This window comes from Flavobacterium sp. PLA-1-15 (genome assembly GCF_049060005.1).
Taxonomy (GTDB): domain Bacteria; phylum Bacteroidota; class Bacteroidia; order Flavobacteriales; family Flavobacteriaceae; genus Flavobacterium.
On sequence record NZ_JBMGQS010000003.1, the window covers coordinates 52,142 to 71,819 of the forward strand.

28 protein-coding genes and 1 tRNA gene are annotated in these 19,678 nt (G+C 37.4%); 21 read left to right on the plus strand and 8 right to left on the minus strand.

From position 1 onward, the window contains the following. The first annotated feature begins 46 nt into the window (after nt 1–46). The 21 genes from ACI6PS_RS03565 to ACI6PS_RS03665 all read left to right on the plus strand — a co-directional run bounded on the left by ACI6PS_RS03565 (nt 47) and on the right by ACI6PS_RS03665 (nt 12,286). Nucleotides 47–400, plus strand: a complete 354-nt coding sequence (locus ACI6PS_RS03565; protein ID WP_421011177.1) for a hypothetical protein — start codon at nt 47–49, stop codon at nt 398–400. A 1-nt stretch (nt 401) separates the two neighbouring features. Then, on the plus strand, nt 402–689 hold the full coding sequence (locus ACI6PS_RS03570) for a hypothetical protein (RefSeq protein ID WP_421011178.1): 288 nt from the start codon (nt 402–404) through the stop codon (nt 687–689). 3 nt (nt 690–692) lie between these two features. After that, nucleotides 693–1,499, plus strand: coding sequence for a hypothetical protein (locus ACI6PS_RS03575; RefSeq protein WP_421011179.1), 807 nt, complete (start codon nt 693–695; stop codon nt 1,497–1,499). Further along, nucleotides 1,492–1,686: a hypothetical protein gene (locus ACI6PS_RS03580; protein ID WP_421011180.1), complete on the plus strand. Its 195-nt coding sequence runs from the start codon at nt 1,492–1,494 to the stop codon at nt 1,684–1,686. Before ACI6PS_RS03575 ends, ACI6PS_RS03580 begins: the two co-directional genes overlap by 8 nt. A 1-nt stretch (nt 1,687) precedes the next feature. Beyond that, nucleotides 1,688–2,152 carry a hypothetical protein gene (locus ACI6PS_RS03585; RefSeq protein WP_421011181.1) on the plus strand — a complete coding sequence of 155 codons (465 nt, stop codon included), beginning with the start codon at nt 1,688–1,690 and terminating at the stop codon, nt 2,150–2,152. 8 nt (nt 2,153–2,160) lie between these two features. Further along, a complete protein-coding gene (locus ACI6PS_RS03590; protein ID WP_421011182.1) occupies nt 2,161–2,595 on the plus strand; it encodes a hypothetical protein in 435 nt (144 codons plus the stop codon). Nucleotide 2,596: 1 nt separating this feature from the next. Then, the gene (locus ACI6PS_RS03595) at nt 2,597–2,974 is read left to right on the plus strand and encodes a hypothetical protein (protein WP_421011183.1); all 378 of its coding nucleotides are present in this window, start codon (nt 2,597–2,599) and stop codon (nt 2,972–2,974) included. Further along, the gene (locus ACI6PS_RS03600; RefSeq protein ID WP_421011184.1) at nt 2,974–3,471 is read left to right on the plus strand and encodes a hypothetical protein; all 498 of its coding nucleotides are present in this window, start codon (nt 2,974–2,976) and stop codon (nt 3,469–3,471) included. Before ACI6PS_RS03595 ends, ACI6PS_RS03600 begins: the two co-directional genes overlap by 1 nt. A gap of 52 nt (nt 3,472–3,523) precedes the next feature. Continuing rightward, on the plus strand, nt 3,524–3,769 hold the full coding sequence (locus ACI6PS_RS03605; RefSeq protein WP_421011185.1) for a hypothetical protein: 246 nt from the start codon (nt 3,524–3,526) through the stop codon (nt 3,767–3,769). Nucleotides 3,770–3,781: 12 nt separating this feature from the next. Further along, nucleotides 3,782–4,699, plus strand: coding sequence for a hypothetical protein (locus ACI6PS_RS03610; protein WP_421011186.1), 918 nt, complete (start codon nt 3,782–3,784; stop codon nt 4,697–4,699). A gap of 12 nt (nt 4,700–4,711) precedes the next feature. Further along, nucleotides 4,712–6,463 (plus strand): hypothetical protein, encoded by a 1,752-nt coding sequence (locus ACI6PS_RS03615; RefSeq protein ID WP_421011187.1) that lies wholly within the window; start codon nt 4,712–4,714, stop codon nt 6,461–6,463. Between the two features lies 1 nt (nt 6,464). Then, nucleotides 6,465–6,695, plus strand: a complete 231-nt coding sequence (locus tag ACI6PS_RS03620; protein WP_421011188.1) for a hypothetical protein — start codon at nt 6,465–6,467, stop codon at nt 6,693–6,695. Next, on the plus strand, nt 6,692–6,877 hold the full coding sequence (locus ACI6PS_RS03625; RefSeq protein WP_421011189.1) for a hypothetical protein: 186 nt from the start codon (nt 6,692–6,694) through the stop codon (nt 6,875–6,877). The genes ACI6PS_RS03620 and ACI6PS_RS03625 overlap by 4 nt, the downstream gene beginning before the upstream one ends. Next, nucleotides 6,874–7,431, plus strand: a complete 558-nt coding sequence (locus ACI6PS_RS03630; protein WP_421011190.1) for a hypothetical protein — start codon at nt 6,874–6,876, stop codon at nt 7,429–7,431. The genes ACI6PS_RS03625 and ACI6PS_RS03630 overlap by 4 nt, the downstream gene beginning before the upstream one ends. 4 nt (nt 7,432–7,435) lie before the next feature. Beyond that, nucleotides 7,436–7,714 carry a hypothetical protein gene (locus tag ACI6PS_RS03635; protein ID WP_421011191.1) on the plus strand — a complete coding sequence of 93 codons (279 nt, stop codon included), beginning with the start codon at nt 7,436–7,438 and terminating at the stop codon, nt 7,712–7,714. Continuing rightward, the gene (locus ACI6PS_RS03640; RefSeq protein ID WP_421011192.1) at nt 7,715–8,191 is read left to right on the plus strand and encodes a M23 family metallopeptidase; all 477 of its coding nucleotides are present in this window, start codon (nt 7,715–7,717) and stop codon (nt 8,189–8,191) included. Nucleotide 8,192: 1 nt separating this feature from the next. Then, nucleotides 8,193–8,666: a hypothetical protein gene (locus tag ACI6PS_RS03645; protein ID WP_421011193.1), complete on the plus strand. Its 474-nt coding sequence runs from the start codon at nt 8,193–8,195 to the stop codon at nt 8,664–8,666. Beyond that, nucleotides 8,666–11,146, plus strand: coding sequence for a zincin-like metallopeptidase domain-containing protein (locus ACI6PS_RS03650; protein WP_421011194.1), 2,481 nt, complete (start codon nt 8,666–8,668; stop codon nt 11,144–11,146). Before ACI6PS_RS03645 ends, ACI6PS_RS03650 begins: the two co-directional genes overlap by 1 nt. Nucleotides 11,147–11,167: 21 nt before the next feature. Further along, the gene (locus ACI6PS_RS03655; RefSeq protein WP_421011195.1) at nt 11,168–11,380 is read left to right on the plus strand and encodes a hypothetical protein; all 213 of its coding nucleotides are present in this window, start codon (nt 11,168–11,170) and stop codon (nt 11,378–11,380) included. A gap of 71 nt (nt 11,381–11,451) precedes the next feature. Next, nucleotides 11,452–11,784: a hypothetical protein gene (locus ACI6PS_RS03660; RefSeq protein WP_421011196.1), complete on the plus strand. Its 333-nt coding sequence runs from the start codon at nt 11,452–11,454 to the stop codon at nt 11,782–11,784. 4 nt (nt 11,785–11,788) lie between these two features. Beyond that, on the plus strand, nt 11,789–12,286 hold the full coding sequence (locus ACI6PS_RS03665) for a hypothetical protein (RefSeq protein WP_421011197.1): 498 nt from the start codon (nt 11,789–11,791) through the stop codon (nt 12,284–12,286). On the opposite strand, the gene ACI6PS_RS03670 is transcribed toward ACI6PS_RS03665, so the two are convergent. The 8 genes from ACI6PS_RS03670 to rseP form a co-directional block, all read right to left on the minus strand. Further along, nucleotides 12,278–12,904: an SOS response-associated peptidase gene (locus ACI6PS_RS03670; protein ID WP_421011198.1), complete on the minus strand. Its 627-nt coding sequence runs from the start codon at nt 12,902–12,904 to the stop codon at nt 12,278–12,280. The genes ACI6PS_RS03665 and ACI6PS_RS03670 overlap by 9 nt on opposite strands. Before the next feature lie 17 nt (nt 12,905–12,921). Then, nucleotides 12,922–13,839 carry a hypothetical protein gene (locus ACI6PS_RS03675; protein WP_421011199.1) on the minus strand — a complete coding sequence of 306 codons (918 nt, stop codon included), beginning with the start codon at nt 13,837–13,839 and terminating at the stop codon, nt 12,922–12,924. A 74-nt stretch (nt 13,840–13,913) separates the two neighbouring features. Beyond that, complete coding sequence (locus tag ACI6PS_RS03680; RefSeq protein ID WP_421011200.1) at nt 13,914–15,173, minus strand: Y-family DNA polymerase; 1,260 nt, start codon at nt 15,171–15,173, stop codon at nt 13,914–13,916. Next, nucleotides 15,173–15,625, minus strand: coding sequence for a LexA family protein (locus ACI6PS_RS03685; protein ID WP_421011201.1), 453 nt, complete (start codon nt 15,623–15,625; stop codon nt 15,173–15,175). The genes ACI6PS_RS03680 and ACI6PS_RS03685 overlap by 1 nt, the downstream gene beginning before the upstream one ends. Nucleotides 15,626–15,894: 269 nt before the next feature. Further along, nucleotides 15,895–16,638: a DUF3825 domain-containing protein gene (locus ACI6PS_RS03690; RefSeq protein WP_421011202.1), complete on the minus strand. Its 744-nt coding sequence runs from the start codon at nt 16,636–16,638 to the stop codon at nt 15,895–15,897. A gap of 85 nt (nt 16,639–16,723) precedes the next feature. Next, nucleotides 16,724–17,995 carry a hypothetical protein gene (locus tag ACI6PS_RS03695; RefSeq protein ID WP_421011203.1) on the minus strand — a complete coding sequence of 424 codons (1,272 nt, stop codon included), beginning with the start codon at nt 17,993–17,995 and terminating at the stop codon, nt 16,724–16,726. Nucleotides 17,996–18,108: 113 nt separating this feature from the next. Beyond that, nucleotides 18,109–18,182 (minus strand) — tRNA-Asn (locus ACI6PS_RS03700). Nucleotides 18,183–18,265: 83 nt separating this feature from the next. Then, on the minus strand, nt 18,266–19,594 hold the full coding sequence (gene rseP / locus ACI6PS_RS03705) for an RIP metalloprotease RseP (protein WP_421011204.1): 1,329 nt from the start codon (nt 19,592–19,594) through the stop codon (nt 18,266–18,268). Nucleotides 19,595–19,678: the final 84 nt, after the last annotated feature.

A 19,678-nucleotide genomic window follows, 5' to 3' on the forward strand; every position in this document is an offset into this window, starting at 1 on the left:
AAGGCTACGGCTTTTGGCTTTTTTTTAATCAATTAATCCATTTCCCATGAGATATAAAAATATTGTAGTGCCATTGATAATTCCAGCTGGCACTAATTCGGGCAGAGTGACCGTAGGTACTGAATCGGGTTTGATCAAAAGATGCGTGATAGCCTCAAAAGAGCCTAATAACCAAGGAATGGTTAGAGCCTTGGTAAAGGACAGTGCCGGCGATAAGATTGCTGAACTACAAGCAATTGAAATTTACAGAAGCCGTGATGTTGAATATTCAAAAGATGGAGTTCCGCTGAATATTATCGGAGGAAGTCAAATTACCTATGAGGTAATTGCAACTGAAAATTTCGATTCAGTTTTCCACTCCGATTTGATCCTTATTTACGAAGAACAAGAAAGCTGCTAAAATGAACAAGACAGGAATCAATAGCGATAAGATTACAAAAGGGGAACGCATCAAGCGTGAGAATGTTTCAAGCCTTTCTATTGCAAACTATGGGAATACCGATATGATGGTAACATTAAACGATGTTACGGAAATGGTACCACCTTATGATGCAGTAAACAAATACGCTCGAAGCTTTCAATTGCCTGGCGACGGAACTTTCTGTGATATTGATATGGTTGTTGATTTTGCTGGCGGTTCGGGCGAAGCGGTTCTTCGATATAGAACATATAACCCTAAAAAATGTTAAGAGATGAAGCAACTCAATAACACAATACAGAGATTAACAAACCACCCTAACAAGTCCGTAACGATTATCAATTTGGACACGGGCGAAAAGATTGTCTGCAACAAGAAAGGTTCGGCAATCATTGAAGAATTTGGAAGCGTAGAGGCTTTTTTTGAGTCCATTTACCAAAGTGGCATCACAAAAATAAGAATCGCCGACAGAAATCCATCGGGAACCTCCAGCACGCCTGAGGGAGAACCTTACACGATTTCACTTGTTCCTCCAGGAACTGAAGCGCAAACTGAAGCAAAGTCAAAAGAATCTGTACTCGAGGAAAAAAAGCCACCAATTATGCCCGGCTTGAATGGTGGGGATTATGGAAGTATTGGTTTGAATGCGGCCCAAATTGACATTGCAGGAAAATTGTATGATTATCCACGTGTAGTAAGTGAATTGCAATCCGCAAAAGCGAAAGCTGATAGATTGGAGAGCGAAAACCAGGAACTCAAAACAAAGCTTCTGATTAACGACACTTTGGAGGGCAAGTCTGTTGCCAAGACAGAAGCAAATGCAAAGCTTTTAGAACAGGCAATGCCAATGCTGGGAATGATAATGCAAAAGTTTGCACCAGTTGCACCAGCAGTTGAAGCAGCAGCAGGTTTGGCAGGTTCTAGCCTTTCTGCTACAAAACAACAAGTTGTTGCTTTATTGGCTCAGCTTGATGATTCAACTGCTCTTCATCTTGGTAAATTAATTGAAAAACTATCTGACGACGACGTGTGGATTGATTTCTCCGAACTTATGAAAAAACACAATCTAGTAGATGCCTAAAGTTATCATAACCGTCGAAGTCGAGGTAAGCAGCCCGAGCGACAAGCAAAATTTAGAAGCGACAATAAAAAAATTATCAGCACTGCCATTTGACGACCGACAACGATTGTCGGAAATCATAGGTAGCCAAAAAGCATTGAATGCTTTGGCTTCAAAGTGGACAATGCTCAAACTAATGTTTAAATAAAATGAATAAAGGAAAGAACATCCCGGCAGTCAAAGCTTCATCTCCTCCCGGGATGGGAAATCCTGCTGTTATAGCCGTAGCAAGCGTAATCCCTTGGGGTTTCCTTATTAAAACAGGGGTTTTGCTTGGTCTTGGATATTATGTCCTAAACAGTTTCAAAAAACGATTTGTAAAAAAGAGTGAAGTGGAACGTTACGGACCAGCAAGCATTTCAGACGGCGAGGCTAAATCAAAAGCAGATGCCATCCACACGGCAATGCTGGGTTTCGGCAACGGCTTTGAAATCGTGAGGGAAAATATCGCAGGATTGAACTACAACGGATGGGTAAAGCTTTACAACGCCTTTGGCAACCGTGAAGATTCGATTCCAGGAAACGACGATATGAATTTGGTTGAATGGTTTATGGACCAATTCGACACACAGGAGTTAAACGAATTAAGGGTAATACTACCAGGCGTATTCTAATTATGGAAATGACAAAACCACATAAACAAACGGCTATTGCGATTGCCGTTGTTGCAGCAATACTGATTGGATATTTTGTCTTGAACAAGGAAGACGATTCGGGTTATCAGAGTGATCCAACTGGAAATAATCCCGATCCAAACAACCCGACAGTTTTTAATCCATCATTGGCGGCCGAAAGGTTATATGATGCGATGAAAGAAAGCGGAACGGATGAAAATGCGGTTATGGCTGTACTCCAGACAGTATCAGTTTCAAATATGAAAGCGGTTTTCGGAAAGTTTGGAAAACGCTCCTATAACAAGCAGCTGGGAAACCAATTGAATTTCAGTCCTTTTTTCAGTCTGCCACTCGAACCGCTTAACGTTTGGTTCAAGGAGGAATTGTCTTCAAAAAGTTATGAAACCATCAGAATCAAGTATCAATCACTAAACCTTTTCTAAGATGGCATACAAGATAGACGGCTCAGTATTATCAGACGATATGGAAGCCTTGACAGGTGTTGAAATTACAGAAATAGGAACCGCTCCATTGGTAAACAAAACCAAAACCGATGAAAACGGAAAGTTTAAACTTACCGTTGCATCGCCCGAAACCGAAATTCAGATTTCACTTTTCGGCTATATGACGGTATTTATGAAAGCAAAGGATTTCGCAATCGATTCCCTAGCATATCTGACACCAGCTGTTGAAGTATCGGGAGCAAAAAAGAACAGTAATTTTTGGCTGTACTTGATCACAGGAGTTTCAATAGCAGTTGCTGGATATTACGCCTTAAAAAAACCAGCGAAACCAGCACCAAAACAAGTAAAAATAGCATAATGGGATATAAATCATACTTAGGACAAAACAGTTTGCCTCGTGGTATTAGAAATAATAATCCGGGCAATTTGGTAAAGACCTCCGAAACTTGGCTTGGAAAAGTACCTCATTCACAAAACACCGATTCACGTTTTGAGCAATTCATCGAGTTGCGATATGGTATCCGGGCAAAGATGCGTGACTTGATTACCGACATCACGAAAGGTAAAAATACCATCGAGAAATTGATCCACGAGTTTGCTCCAGCTTTTGAAAACAATACCGTTGCTTATATCGAAACGGTTGTAAAATTGGTAGGATTTCCAGCAACGCAAAAAATTACAAGCTTGACAGAAGATAGCTTGATTGCGCTTTGTAAGGCGATTGCATCGGTAGAAAATGGAACGATTGTAACAAAATACATTACCGACCAGGATTATAAGGATGCAATTGCAATTTTGGGAAATACTGCAATTCCAATTGAAAAAAAAAAGGCAGTCAAATTGTGCCAATCCTGATCACGTCCGCTTTAATATTCGGCATTTACAAATTATATAAAAGTTTAGAAAAATGATAGGGATAACACCACCAGTAGGAGGTTCGGGAGGCGGTTCGGTAAACGGCGATGTATTTACACAAGGAACTTTGCTCATATTCAAAAAGCCAACCAACCCAACAAAAGGAGTTCTTGAAGTGGGCGACAGCATCATCGGAGTTGTAGAAAACACAAAAATCCTAGAGGGATTTTACCTCGGTGGCGATGTTTTGCTGAAAGCCAGCTTTGACATAGTACAATCAACGGATTTCGATATTTAATACCAAAAACAGATGAAAAAAATATTTACAATCGTATTGCTTTGGTTAGCAATTTTAGGTTTTTCACAAACTCCCATAGAGTTCAACCGTCCGGTAAAGTTTACGGCGGTTAACGAATCAGAAGTTAACGGCGTTTATGGCTTTACTCCAGCAGGTGTTATGGGATGGATCAAGAAAAGTGATTTGCTTGTGCATAACGATTTGACAGGATTGCAAGGAGGCACAGTTGGACAGATGTATCATTTAAGCCAGGCACAGTATGATTGGGTAAAGGCTCAACTTTATACCAACCATTCTGCAACCTTTACCCTTGCAACCGCATCGGGCGAACGAGGTGTTAACTTGACCAATACCGTTAATTACAACATCGCTTCAAACGATGATATTATTACAGGCGCAACCATAAACCAGTCAATAGGTAATGTATTGCCGAATGTAAACACCGGCAATAAGACAGCGACCGCACCATCAACCGCAGAAACTACGACCTACACCTTGGCGATTAATTACACAAGGAACGGAGTTGCAGGAAATCAGAACAGGAATGCAACGTACACGGCTTATAATCCGCAATGGTATGGATCAAGCGCAACAAAGTCGGATGTATTGACAACCGATTATTCAAGCCTAAACGTTGGTGCAGGATTTACGAAATATGTAGGTTCGGCAACCGCAATGACGTTTAATGCTAATATCAGCACACCAGCATACGTGTGGTTCATCAGCACGGTAAACACCAACAAGATTACAGCGTCGGGATTTGACACCACGATAGGAAACTGGGGCGATGCTTCGGCTTTCTTTTGGAAGAAAGCACTACCCGGCTTCGTATTGGCTAACGGCACGACTACCGCAACACTATACCTATACCGTACAAGAGTAATGCAGAATACCGGAGGCTCTACCATTCCTTTTGTTTTTAACCCATAATTAGTAAGTCAGATGAAAAATTTAAGAATATTATTTTTACTGTTTTCTGTAATTTTTACAGCCACAATAAGCGCACAGCCAAACTCTTCGGGTGGGATTGTTGTTCCTACCGGATTCAAGATCACTGCACCGCAACCGATTGACGATCGTACCGCAGTTGCCGACAGCTTGTCGCTTTTAAACATTCCTAATAAATATCCTGGACTGCAATCGTATTCGGTTGCTGATAATGCAGTATTTGTGTATGACGGCACAATATGGAACAAGGTTGGTGCGGGAGGCAATCAAGATTTAGAAAGCGTGATGATCAATGGAAACTTTGCCCCTGGAAATATAGATTTCAGAAATATGGATGATTTCTCAGAAAGAGGATTGACCGCCTCACAAGGAACAGACGACCGCTTTGGAATAGTATTTACTTCTAATGGTTCAGCCGAATTAAAGGCAACGAATGATGAAGATAGAACCTTGTCATCAGTAGGAGTTTATAAAGATGTTGTGCAGTTGACAAAATCGGGTGCTGGCTACACCCATTTTATAACAATGGCTGATGAGGGCATCAACCTTACAGGAACTACAAAAATAAACGAAAAAAACGCAATTACTTCCATAAATGGAAATGAAGCGGCAGACGATGGCTCTATTTCTATTTCATCCGGTGGCGATTCAAGTTTGCAAGATGTAACTGATAACGGTAAGATTCAAGATAATGAATTTTATAAACTAGAAACTGGTACTCAGGATGTAAACGGAGCCTATCAATTTGATGTAAAATTGAAAGCTGACGAAATCAATTCGATAGGTAATGACAATGTAAGTTTAAATATGAACTCTGGAACAGGTTTCAAAGTAGGATTAGATTATTCTGAAATTATGGCACAACCTCAGTACGGTCATATAGATGTAAACCCTTACGGTATAACTACGCATTTCACAGCAGGACAAAATTCAGGTACTATGTCATATAGTACTGCTGGAGAAATAGAAATTACGAGTATGTATGGAACAGAAAGCGTAGGGGCTATATCTGCATATCCAGGATCAACTAGAATGACAGCTAAAGATGAAAGCGGTAACTCTCATGTAGTCGTAAACCCTAATCGTGTGGAATTGATATCTAAATGGATAAATGTTGACGGATCTTTCAATATAAACGAAGGAGATGGAGAAAATGAGTTAAGAATATTTAATGATGATTATGACGGAGGTGTTAAACAGTTTTATTTCCTAGGAAACTCAGAAGGAAATGCAAAACAAGGTTTTCTACAAGTCACACCTGGTCAAGATTGGGAAATTAATTTGACTAATTCAACAGATAATTGGTACACTGGTTTATTCGCAAACTCTACAGGAATTGCAGTTACTAGTATGGATGAAGGTTTGCCTACAAGGGGGCTGTACTCGGCGATGGATTTCAGTGAAACTGCACAGGATCTTGATTTTGTACAAAAAAAATATGTTGACGACAAACTTTTGGAATTTGTTCCGATTGCTGGAAATCATCCGTTAAGGCAAATCACTGGGCCGCTTCTTTTTAATAATGCCTCTAGGATAGAAGATGTAAACGGTAATTTAGAAATCCATAGAGGAGGTTTGCCGGAAAGCCGTGTAAAATTTACTTCAAAAACAGAGTTTAATGCTGATATGGAAATTAAGCCGACTGAATCATCGGGTAATCTAGGTTTGATACTATCCTCGCCAAACGGTTCACGTTGGAAAGTTACGATTTCAGATTCGGGAGTTCTAACCACAACACCACTGTAAAATGGGAAAGCTAAACGAACCAACCCCGGAGAAAAACACACTGCTTTGGAAGATAGGCACAGCCATTTTTCTAATGTCAATGTTTATCAATGAAAGCTTTGCTGTAATTGATGCGCTAGGATTTTCAGAGAAAACTGAAAACTACATAAGAAGCATTGGTGCATTTGTATATGTGATCGTCACATTCTACAACTTTCACAAGTCAAAATTTGACGAAAAAATTAAAAGATGAAAGAAATAATAGATACTAAGCTAACGGTAGTCTTCACAGCGGTTTTCTTGTCGTTTCAGACATTGACGATTAACGAAACGTTGCAGACACTTTCGCTGTTTTGTCTTCTTGGATATAACGCCCATCGTTGGATTAAATTTCATCAAGAAACTAGAAGCAAGAAAACAAAAATAAAGAAATGATGAAAAGAGCATTACTATTTTGGTTTAGCCTCCCTGCTGTACTACTGATTTCCACAACCGCTATCAGTTGCAAGGCAAAAAAGATTCCAATTCATAATGAAACAAAGGAAACGAACAACGAAAAGGATTTTACATCTGTAAAGCAGTTAATCGAAGTCAACAAGGAAATTACCGATCAATTGATATGGCAATTATCTCAAGTACAGACAGGAACGCCCGAATGTGATTCCATCACAAGGGCATACTTGTTCCAGGTACTCAATTCGATGAACGTCGACAAGCAAAGCGGTGACAATGGATATTCGCTAAAATTCAACGAATTGTTGCAACGTATGGAGCTGTCAGTCAAGATAGCCGAAACGACCAATAAGACGAAAGACAGTATTCACGACAGGGTTATTGAAAGGCATTATTCCACCAGGGTTGAAATCCCAGTAGAGGTTCCCTTGAAATGGTATGAAAAAACCCTAATGCTAATAGGATTGATTCTAGGAGCGTGGCAGGTATTCAAAATTATAAACTTTATAAAAGGAAAATTACCAACTAAAAATTAAGAAAATGAAAAAATTACTAATTGTAGGTGCTTTAGGCGTTGCCGCCTTTATGTTTTTCGGACAAAAAAAGGATTATGAAGCGCAACAATCATCTTCGACAGATTTCCGTGAATTGTCAGACGCAGAAGCGCAAAATTATTTGAATCAAAATCCTGATTTGAAAGATTATGCAGAAAAGAATAATGCGAGTGATATACTTGGCTACGCAAAGTGGCATTGGCGTGTTCAGGGTTGGGAAAACGAATTTTCAAAAGGCACAAGACAAAATCCTTATTTGTCATAAATGAAAACCAAAACGATCCTCATATCCCTTGGAGTGGCAACCGCCTTTTTCTTGCTCAGCACTAAAAAAGCATTTGCCAATTTGGTACACAATCAAGGCTTTCGGGGATGTGATGGTTTCGGATGCGGTTCTTTCGGTGCAAGCCGTGGTGACAGAGTACACCAGGGGATTGACATTCCAACCGTAAAAGGTGAAACTATCTTTTCGCCCATTTCGGGAACGGTTACACGGTTTCCTTTCCCTTATGGCGATGATTTGCGCTATACTGGAATAGAAATAAAGAACGAAATCTACTCCGTGAAGATTTTCTATTTAAAAGCAACTGTACCAGCTGGTGCAATTGTGAAGCAAGGACAGGCAATTGCAACCGCACAGGACATTGCGGCCAAATACGGCAGCGGAATGACGAACCACATTCATTTGGAGGTGCGCCAAACCCCAACAGGACAAATTATCGAACCAACAAATTTATTTTAAGATGAACCCAACGACAAAGAAAATATTGTGGATTGCTGGAGGCGCACTTGTTGTGTCTTCAATTGTCGGTTTTCAAAAAGTGACCAAGATCAAGGAGATATTCGATGAAATGGATATTGACCCGGACAGGATAGATAAAGTTAATATTTCATTCGATCGGATAAAATTTAATCTTGATATAAGACTTCGCAACAATTCGATGGAAGATTTATTTGTTACTGGGGCATCTATAGTAACGTTGAAGCAAATTATCATCTTCCATAAAAACACTTATCTAGCGACCGTTAACTTAAATATCGGAGAAATTGAAATTCCTAGAAAAAGCGATTTTTTCCTGCGAAACATTCCAGTAACAGTCGATACAGTCAATACGATGCAGAACATCCGTGAATTGGCAGATTTTAATTTGAATAACATCGCTATTACAGGCATCATCAATGCAATGGGTAACGATTATGAAATAGGTACAGAATAATGGAAAGTATCAAAAGATTTAACGGTTTAAACGGTGCGACGGTTTCGAGAGAGGAATTGTTGCAGTTGTTGTATTTGGCAGAAAAAGAAGAGCAGTTCCATATTTCCCAAAAATTGAATACTATTTTGCTGAAAAATAGTGATTCCGTTTTTTGCTTCGATATTGAATCTCCAGCATTTGAAAGCACTCCAAAGAGTATGCTCAACGGCTTACAGATTTTGGAGGAAAGCGAAGATGTTTTTGGACTTGGCAAAGCCGTTTCCAGCAACGATGTTTACGATATGATTACCAATTTGGTAATGAATACTATTAAAAAAGTAGGGCATCTGCCTTGGCAAAAGGAGTGGCAAGGTTCGGGCGGAAAACAAGCCAGGAACTATGTTACCAAAAAACCATATTCGGGAATCAACTTTATGCTTTTGAATTTCGATGTGTTGTTTGATGAAAACGACGAGCCTTATTTGGTTCCGGTTGAATTTGAAAATCCCTATTATCTAACTTTCAACCAAATTAAGGAAGCAAAGGCAACACTGAAAAAAGGAAGCAAGGCAAGAAATGTAATTTACTACACACCTCTATTTGTCTATGATGACGGCAACACAAAGATCAAGACTTCGGATAAGGTAAAGTATTCAGCATTTATAAAGGAAAACGGAATCGATCCAGCCGATTTGAAATTTTACGCTTCGCAGATACCGATTGTCAAGTATTACAATGTTTACAAAGCTGATGATTGCACAGGATTGAAATTTCCAGCAGTAAAGGAAAAAGAAACAACACCTATCGAATCCGCACAGGCTATCATCGATCATTATCCAAATCCGCCTAAATATACGTTCATCGGAACGGATGCAAAATATACACCATCGCTGGATGAAGTAAATATGCCGAGCATAAAAGCTTTTACACAGGAAAGTTTTTATTACTCAACTTACTTTCACGAGATCATTCACAGCACCGGACACTCAAAACGTTTGGACCGTGGTAATGATACCCGGAAACGTGATGGAAGCATCGAAGATAAAAAGGCTTATGCTTTTGAAGAACTCGTTGCAGAACTTGGAGCTGTTTTCCTTTGTTCGGAATCTGGAATACTTTTCCATACGATTGAAAACTCAGCCAAATACCTCAATGGTTGGAACAAACGCCTTTTATCCTATTTACAGGAAGATAACAAGATGTTTTTTAAGGCATCGGCACAGGCACAAAAAGCAAGTAATTGGATTTTGGATTTAGATGCAGATGATGTTCCAGCTTATCTAAAGAATCAATCGAAATCAAATGACCAGGAATTGACCAAAAAAGGAGCAAAAAAATCAGTTGCAAAAAAAGTAAAACCAGCAAAAACAACGGTTGAGCCAAAACCTAATGTCCAAGAAAAGACCAAAAAAACTGAAAAGGTTGTAGGATATATGTTAGTTGACAACATTTCGGGAGAAATGGTAGCTAGTAAAAAATCACTACTTGATTTAGAAAGTGTGTTTTTGAATATTGAACAAAATAACGCTCTATCTGATAGCGATGTTTTCGTCTATGAAATAATTTCTAAGGCTGGAAAGAATGTTCAAGGAAAAAGAGTATCAGTAAATTGGCATAAAAAGATTGACAAGAACGGACAGATTGCACTTTTTGGAGCAAAGAAAGGATTAAATAGTCCTTTTGTCGAGGATGCTGAAGTAACGACAAAAGAAACTGTGCTCGAGGAAATTTCAGATCCGGTAAAGACAGAACCAACTGTATTGGCCAAGGAAGAAAAACCAATTTCAAAAAATCCAAATGTTCAGAAAATTGGCACATCAAGTAATGCCGCCCCGTCTGAGTTTTATACGATCGATGGAGAAATTGCAAAGTATTTCCAGCAAGTTGAAAAGAAGCCAGTTCATTCAGTTGTAATAACATTAGATGGTCCACAAGGTGCTGGTAAAACAACAATGCTTTATCAGATAATGGATGCTTTTGCATCACCAGGAAACAAATGTTTGTTTATTTCGGGCGAAGAACATCCTACAAGTTCATTGGCTATTGAAAAGACAATCAAATATCTTTCACAAGCAGCTCAAGCAAATATTGATGCTATTGGAGAGGTTCAAAATACTGAGGAATTGTACAGTCTGATTGAACTGTATGATATCATCTTTATCGACAGCTGGCAGAAACTTTTGAGAATGGTGGGAACCATCCAACTCGATGAAGATTTAAGAAAGCGATTCCACGGAAAGGTATTCGTGATTATCTTCCAGCAAACGACTACCGGAAGAACCAAAGGTGGGGCGGAGGTTGTTTTCGATGGCGACATCATTACAAAGCTTGTCAAAATGCCTCGCTTTTCTGAAAACTATTCTTATTTCGATAAGAATCGATACACGCAGGTTCCGCTTGAAACAATACGATACAATGTAGCTTCGGGAAAGGTTTACAATCCCGAAAAACCCGAACCAAGTGAACCACCTAAATTATCATTTACGGCAATAGAAATTTAATAACTAAATAAACTAAATATTATGGCTACACCAGCAAAAAAGACCAGCAAGAGAAAAAGTCCAACATTAAAAAAAGTATGCTCAAAAGTAATCTCACGTGTAGGGATTACGAGAGAGGGAAAATTAAAGCCGGGATATAGATGGCGAAAAGGTGGAGGAGCTGCAATCAAAGTTAAAGCAAAAAAAGCACCAGCAAAAAAGAAAGCATCCGCTAGAAAGAAAACCAAGAAATAAGTCATCTTAAAAACCTCTCACATCGAGAGGTTTTTTTATTGAAAGTTAATTCGTAATTTTAAATAAAAAAGATGGAAGCAATTGCGGAGATAAAAATTCACAGCAAAATAGTCGTTGAACGTGAACCAGCTGGCATTTATAAAATATACGAAGAAGTTATCGATTCAATTGTTGAAAATGAAGATTACGAGTTGTTGCGAGTTGTGCCCAACAATGAAAAACGTGAGGTTGCTATTTTTACAGGTTCCGAATTAAAAAATGTTACTTTTGCGAGTATAGTTATTGACTTGACAGAAGATCAGATTATAAATTTTGAAGCAAACAAAAGATTAATAATTTTAAAGGTGCTTGAGGTTTTAGGAGATTGCTATCTAAACGAAATAAATAAGCCGATTGGCGACTAACAGTATGGAAAATTACAATATACAATTTAAAATTTCCAAGAAAGACTTCCCAAAAATAAAAGATGAAGCTTCACAAAAAATAGCAATAAGCGATATGATAAAGGATGGAACGGCGATTCTAACTTTTTCGGTCAAATCTGAGGAGCATTTTGATTACCCGGCTGAATCGGGAAACTTTCCTGATTGGGATGAAAAAATTAAAACCGATCTTCTTATTGAAACTAGTCTATTGCTAAATGATTTTGATGCACACGACGAAAATGAAATTCGTCGAAGAACCTGCAATCAAATATCCAATTCTAACATCTTTGATTATTTGTATGAAGACAAGCAAGGCCGCCATATTTCTTTTGGATATATTCATCCGCCCGATATAAAGCCATCAGCAGCACAGATTAAACTTGCAAGGAAAGTAGGCGAAGAGGAAAGAAAAAAGGAAAAAGAGCATAAAAAGCCAGCAGAGCAACTGAATTTCTTCGGAAAAAAAAGAAAATCAAAATAACTGCAAAGGCATATCATCGAGAGGTTGGGCAATAAGTTCAACCTCTTTTCTATTATGGTAGATTTCTAATTTTTCGCCACCTAGCCAAAGTTTTTCCTCTTCACGGCGAAGTATTACTGGCATTCTCTTTTTACTGTTATGGATGGTTGCCATCAGTTCGTTGGCTTCAGTTGTGAGAATCGTGTAAGTAATCATATCTTCAAATTCAGAATACAATCCTGCCATTGCAAACAGTTCGTTTCCTGGTGCAGATATTTCGTGCTTGATTTTTACCTTTCCGCCGTCAAGATGTTTCCATTCGTGAAAGCTTGATGCAATTATCAAACAGCGGTTATCGACACTATTTCGGTAGGATGGCATTTTCTCCACCGTTTCAATCTTTGCGTTTAGGGTATTTGTCTTTTTTCTAAACTCTTTTATGTCCTTTACAAAAAACGGCACTAATCCCCATTCTGCCTGTTGGATCAGACTTGGATTTTCGTCGATAATGATCGGAGTGGATGGATGGTTAAAGCCGTTGAAGTTTCCAGGCAAAAAATCATCAATATCTTTTAGCATTGCATCGAAACGCATCTGCACTTCTTTCGGACTTTTCAACTGTTGGAAATGATAGCACATATATGATTAATTAGCAGTTATACTTTATTATTTTCAATATATCTTTTCCACAGTAAAGTTGTTTCAACCTTGTCAATACCAATTCGTTCGCTAAAATGTTTATATCCACTATTACACCAATCAAAAATTACTTTTTTTTCAACATTATTTACAAGGGTTTCACAGTTTAGTAATTCTAAAGCAAAATCCTTTGAGCTGGATGATAATGAAGCAAGCATCCCTACTAAAGAATAACCATTTAAAACAATTAAAGAAATTAAATGTATATGTTTTGACTTATTATAGTTTGCAAAATAAATAGCACCCCATATACATAGATGATTAGATGGATCGTTTCGAATAAGTGTCACAAAATATTCTTCAATATTTGAATCTTCTTGAAAAGTTAAAATACTTGCAATGAAAATCAATCTGTTTTTATCATTGTCTTTATTTCGAAGTATTTTTAATAATCTGACAACTTGAAGTTCCGTAAAACCTTCGCTTTTATACATATCAAGTATTGCATAGCTTGAAGAAATATTTGTAGATGCGCTATCAAGATAATTCTCAATAGCCTGGTCAATCAATTTGTTTTTACTTTTTTTCAAATGCTCAGCGAAACTTTCTTCAAAATTATCATCAATTTTTTTAATTATGCTTTTAGTTTCTTTGATAGTATCTAAGGATGGTCTAATTTGAACTAAATAAATAATAAGTGGAAACACAATTCCAAATAGCGCTAATAATATACCAAATCCATAAGAATATATATCGTTTAAAGCTCTATACTCTTCAACAATGTCATTTGCATTATCAATAGTTTCTAGCTTATCAACTTTCTTTTGCAAAATTGAGATTTTGTCTTTTAATTGGTTCAATTCTTCATTTTTAGAATCGTTTGCCATCCCAAATAAGCTAAAAAGTAATAGAATAAATGTGAATTTTGTTTTCATGTAATTTGGAGTATCATTATTTGATTTTCAAATTTTTATATTACAAATATAATTGAAATTACGTCCTGAAATTTCTATTTACAATTAACGGTTGGTAAATCTTCCCATCGTGTCGTGTAGCAAGGCGACAAGCGTTCCTGTTTCATTTTCCATTTCCGCTTGAGGCTTTGGCCGCCGAAACGGATTTTTGTATTTCCAATCTTCCTATTCGTTGCATCAATCACTTTCATCAAATCTTGGTGCTTTGGATTTTCAGAGTTAAAGAAACTCATTTGATAGCTGTCGGCTGGTGTTATGGAACTTACGATTACTCCAGCTTTCTTATAGTCGAATCCCTGTTTAAAAATTATATCCAATGCTTTCAAAGCCAAACGGTTTATTTCAAACGTTGAGTTTGTTGGATAGTCGGTTTTGATCCTAATGTAACGGCTGTATTGTGGCAAATCTTCCCGGAACCAATTGCTTTGGATGAATACATCAATTGCGTTGCAATGGCTATTCTGCTTTCTTAGCTTTTCCGCACAGCTTCCGGCAAAGGTTGAAATCCTTTCGCTCAAATCCTTTTGCTCCTTTATCATAAATTCAAAGCTGCGTGTAGTCGCAATATTCTGCTTAGCTTTTACTTCCTCGAAATCGATCGAAGATTTTCCCTCGAGGTCGTGCTTTAATCGCAACCCGACAACGGACATATTTTTACGCACCCAAACATCGGGCAATTGCGTAAAATCGTACGCTTTCTTAACTCCCAAAACTTGCAGTCTTTTTGCGTGTTGTCTTCCAATTCCCCAAACATCGCCAATATCCAGCCACTTTAAAGCTTTTATTCTCTTTTCTTCTGAATCAATAACATAGGCGTTTCCAGTCTTTTCGGGAAACTTTTTCGCAATACGGTTCGCAAGCTTTGCAAGTGCTTTTGTCGGAGCAATACCAACACTAACAGGAATGCCAGTATTTTTCCGTACTGTTTTATGTATCTTTTGTCCGTATTCCGTTAGATTGTAATTCTCGTAACCTATGAATTTTAAGAATGCTTCATCAACACTGTAAACTTCCATATCGGGCGTGAAAGTTGCTAGTGTTTGCATTACCCTCTTGCTCATATCGCCATATAACGGATAGTTGCTTGAAAAAACGTGAATGTTGTGTTCGGTAAAAATCTCTTGAAATTTGAATGCCGGCGCACCCATTGGTACAAACTTCTTGCATTCGTTTGACCGTGCGATTACGCAACCGTCATTGTTGGAAAGTATCGCAATTGGCTTACCGTTGAGTGCTGGGTTAAATACTCTTTCGCACGAAGCGTAAAAGTTGTTGCAATCGACAAGCGCAAACATTACCTAAAAGATTTAATAACATTGATTACGACACCCCAAATAGTAAGCTCGTTTTCTGCAGTAACTTTTATTGGCTCGAATTCATCATTTTTAGGAACCAGCCAAACTATTTCCTTTTCAATAAGTATATGTTTTACTGTAAATTCTCCATCAAGGAAACAAACGGCAATATCGCCAGTCTTTGGATCAAGTGATCTGTCAACTACTAAAATATCTTTATCAGATATTCCTGCATCGATCATCGAATTACCTTTCACACGAACGTAAAAGGTTGAAGAAGGATTTTTTATAAACTGTTTGTTGAAGTCTAAGTTGTCTTCGAGAAAGTCGTCAGCTGGAGAGGGAAACCCTGCGGAAACACCACCAGCAAAATAAGGCAAAGGCATTGCCGTCGAAGTATCAACTCCGAAAAACTCCATTTTTGGACCGCTATGCAATTCAATCACTTTCATAATTGCAAAGTTAGGGAGTTGGAATGTTAAAGCAGGTTAAAAGTTTTCAACAAAGTAGCGAAAGTGATGAGCAAAAAAAATGCCCTCTGAGCGAGGGCAATATCTTGTTTTTTTCTTGTAATCTTGTAAGTTTATCTTGATGTTGGGTATAAGCTTTAAAAATGTGTTTACTTCTTTTGTCTTTCTTTTAAAGAATCATTTATATTGTCAAATTGTATGGGTACAAATGTATAACTTTTATTTAGTTTACAAAATAAATTAATATTTATTTAAGCCTTCAGCCATTCATCATCAGGTTTAGCAATTAATCTTGCGTTATTTATTGCCATATTTAATGTTAGGCAAGTAGATGCTCTATAAGTACCATTTTCTTTCTCAATTACTAATGCTAAATCAGCTTTTGCTTTTTGCTTTAGACAGAGAGGTAACAATAATTGTAATTTTCCTCTAAAATACTGAGGTATAGCAGTTTTGTAATTTCTTTTTATTCTTCTTTTTGCATCATCAATAGTTCCTTGAAGAATATTGCCTAAAAGATATTCGTCCATCGTATTGAATGGTTCTGGAAATCGTTCTTTATTATCTTGAATAATATGATCAATATTTACTCTTAAATCAAGTTTAATATCATATATCAAATCAGCAGCATCTGTAAAATAATTAGCGGTTTCGGGTAATTTAGCAAACTTAACTAAATCTCTGTCACTTGCTTTTCTCCACCCATGAAAAAACCATGGAATTGTTGCATTCGGTTTTTTGTTTTTTTGAAAGAACGCAAATATTTCCTCTTGATTAGAAGTAACTAATCCTGTATTAAATATACAATAATCGTTGCAATACTCGATTTTATTTTCATCATAAATTTTCAAAAATGTATGATGAAAATAATTAACTAGAATTGGAGCTGTTCCAGTACTATCGGAAAAATTCCATTCTTCTGGCATTGCCAAAGTTTTTAATTCTACAATACACTGATCAAAATTAGCAAACCATGAAAATGAAAATAAGGACATATTTAGAATATTTTTTACAAATATATCAATATATAATTAACTAAATAAGTATTACATATTATTTTTGGAGGAAAAATATTTGTAATTAGACTCTAATCGCTTTCAATTTCTCATTAATCCTTTTCTGCTTTCCACCTGTATAAACCCCATGCGTAATCTTGTCTGTCCTATGAGATGCAATTTCTTTGGGAGTATTAATTGCAGTAAACTCAAAGTCATCGTTTTTGGAATCTAGCAAGTCAAGGAAATTATGCTTCATTGCGTAAAAATCAGCCGTGATCCTTTCGTAATCTAAATCGTTGATTTTGTCTAATTCGCTTTTTATCCTTAATTCTCCATCCTTGAATACAAGCTTTTTCTTTACGTGGGTTCTCCAGCGTATTGTGATCTGTTTAGCGCAATTTTTTGTTGCTCCTGGAATCAAGCCGTGAGAAAACAAATAATCATCCTTAGAATGGCTCAACTTCATTATTTCTTCCCAAAAAGGAATTGCGTTCTGAATAATAATTTTAGTTTCCCAAACGTACTGGCTTCCCTTTTTTATAAGCACATCATATTCCTGTTTTTCCAAACGGACGTGTTTTTTCTGTATTGTAAATAATTCAGTTGTTCTTGCACCGGAATAAAAGAAAATTTTGCCATAGCGATAAAAGGAGTAGTGCTGCTCTTTTAAATGTTCCAACACCAAATCCAAATAATTCAGTTCTAAAACTTCACGTTGCTTTTTTACAACAGTACGTTTTTGTATATCCCTGGTTAAATTTGTTTCGCAGCACTCATATTCTACCAAGATTATAAAAAGTGCTGAAAAGTATGCTTTGTATTTGTTGAAGTAATCATCTGTAAGGTCAATGTAATCAAATATTTCCTTTAATTGGCTGCGCCTTAAATCGTAAATCCTAATCTTGTCCATCCGCAATTGTTTTGCGGCCTTTTCAAAACGATTGACTGCGTATCTTATTTGATCGAGGTATTCATCAGAAGCTTTCTTTTTAGAAAGTGCCAATCGGAACGCTTCTACTATCAGCAAATCGGGGTTCATTAAGGCTTTTGGCTTTTCGTCCTGTGGAGTATTGTACTTTTTGGTGTAGGGATTGTAGCCTAGTTCTTTTAGCGCTTTTAATTCATCGTCTAAAAGAGCCTGTGTAATCTCACGGCGTTCTTTCAAATCGTGATAGGAATTCATACCTTTTACGACAATGGGCCGCTTTGGCTTTGGAAATTCGGGATCATAAAAATAGTACTGAATTTGCCAGTCTTTCTGAAGTGCAGATTTATTGCAGGTTTTCCAGTTCTTAGGATTGACAGACGGTGTGCTGCAGGAGCATCCGTTTGGAAGCAGGATTCTTTTTGACATAATTTGTAGCTTTAAATTATTCACGATTTTATTCACGATAATGTAGCTACAATGCTGAAGTGTTTTATAAAAAAACGCCGAAAGTCTTTTAGTGGTGTGACTTTCGGCGTTAGCTCCCCCTCTTGGGCTCGAACCAAGGACCCTCTGATTAACAGTCAGATGCTCTAACCAACTGAGCTAAGGAGGAAGGCGTATTGCCTTTTAAAGCGGTGCAAATATAGGGCTAAATTTGTTTTCTGCAAATCTTTTTGAATAAATTTTCTATTATTTTTAGAAAAATTTATCCGCCACTAGTTGATAGATATCTTTACCAAAAGTTAAAGCCATTAGGCTCAATAATATAACCATTCCTACGGTTTGAACGTAGCCAGCCGCTTTTTCTCCCAATCTTTTGCCTGTAATCATTTCGGCAATGGTAAATAGTGCATGTCCACCATCCAATCCTGGAATTGGAAGCAGGTTCATGAAGGCCAGACCTATTGAAAACAATGCTGTAAAATTCCAAATAAATTCCCAGTTCCATTCATCCGGTAATGCTCTGGCAATTCCAACCGGGCTTTTTACATGCTTATAAGCCTCTGTTTTTGGTCGTAAAATCAGTTTGAACTGTTTTACATTATATACCAATAACGACCATGATTCCTTAACCGCAGCAGGTATTGCTTCCCCAACTGTAAGTTGATTGTTTACCAGATAATCTTGTTTCAGCTCTTTCGTTTTTTGCTTGAAGCCTAAAGTGCCGTCTTTACCTACCAAAGCCTTCAATTGAATTACCTCGTTGTTTCTTTTTACGTCAAGCGTAACAGAATCATTTTTATGCTTTCCCAATTCACCGCTAAGCTGATCGAAATAAGCTACTTTCACGCCATTAATCCCAACAATATTGTCACCAATTTTCAAGGAAGCCTTTTGAGCATTTGAGTTTGGAACGATAGAATCAATTTGGATGTTTACTCCTCTCGGTCCCATAAACTGTTTTCCTTCCTTTCCGATGATTTCGGCCTTCATTTCATCCGTCAGAATCAAATCGGTTTTCTTTCCATCACGTTCCACTTGAACATTATCGCCCAATAAAACATCCAATGTCATTCGGTTAAAGTTTGGTTGGTATTTCCCATCAACAGCGATAATCTTGTCGCCATTTCGGAAACCTGCCTTCTGTCCAACTTCGCCAAAAACAAGTCCGTTTTCTTGGATGCGTTCCGTTGAAATATATTTCTGTCCGTAAGTACTATAAACAACAGTGTAAATGAACCATGCCAAGATGATGTTTACAATAATACCACCTAACATAATAATCAAACGTTGCCAAGCCGGTTTAGAGCGAAATTCCCACGGCTGAGGTGGCGATTTCATTTGCTCGGTGTCCATACTCTCATCAATCATCCCCGCAAGTTTCACATAACCGCCAATAGGCAACCATCCAATTCCCCATTCTGTTTCGCCTATCTTCTTTTTTAATAATGAAAAACCCGCATCCATAAAAAGATAGAACTTTTCAACTCTTACTTTGAATATTTTAGCGGCAACATAGTGCCCAAGTTCATGCAGGATTACGAGTACGGAAAGTATGAATAGGATTTGACCTAATTGTATCATTTTGACTTATTTTATTTGAATAACGCACAAAAGTAATGTTTTCTGTTTATTTATTACGGTATAAAATTTTTAGCAGGTTTTAAA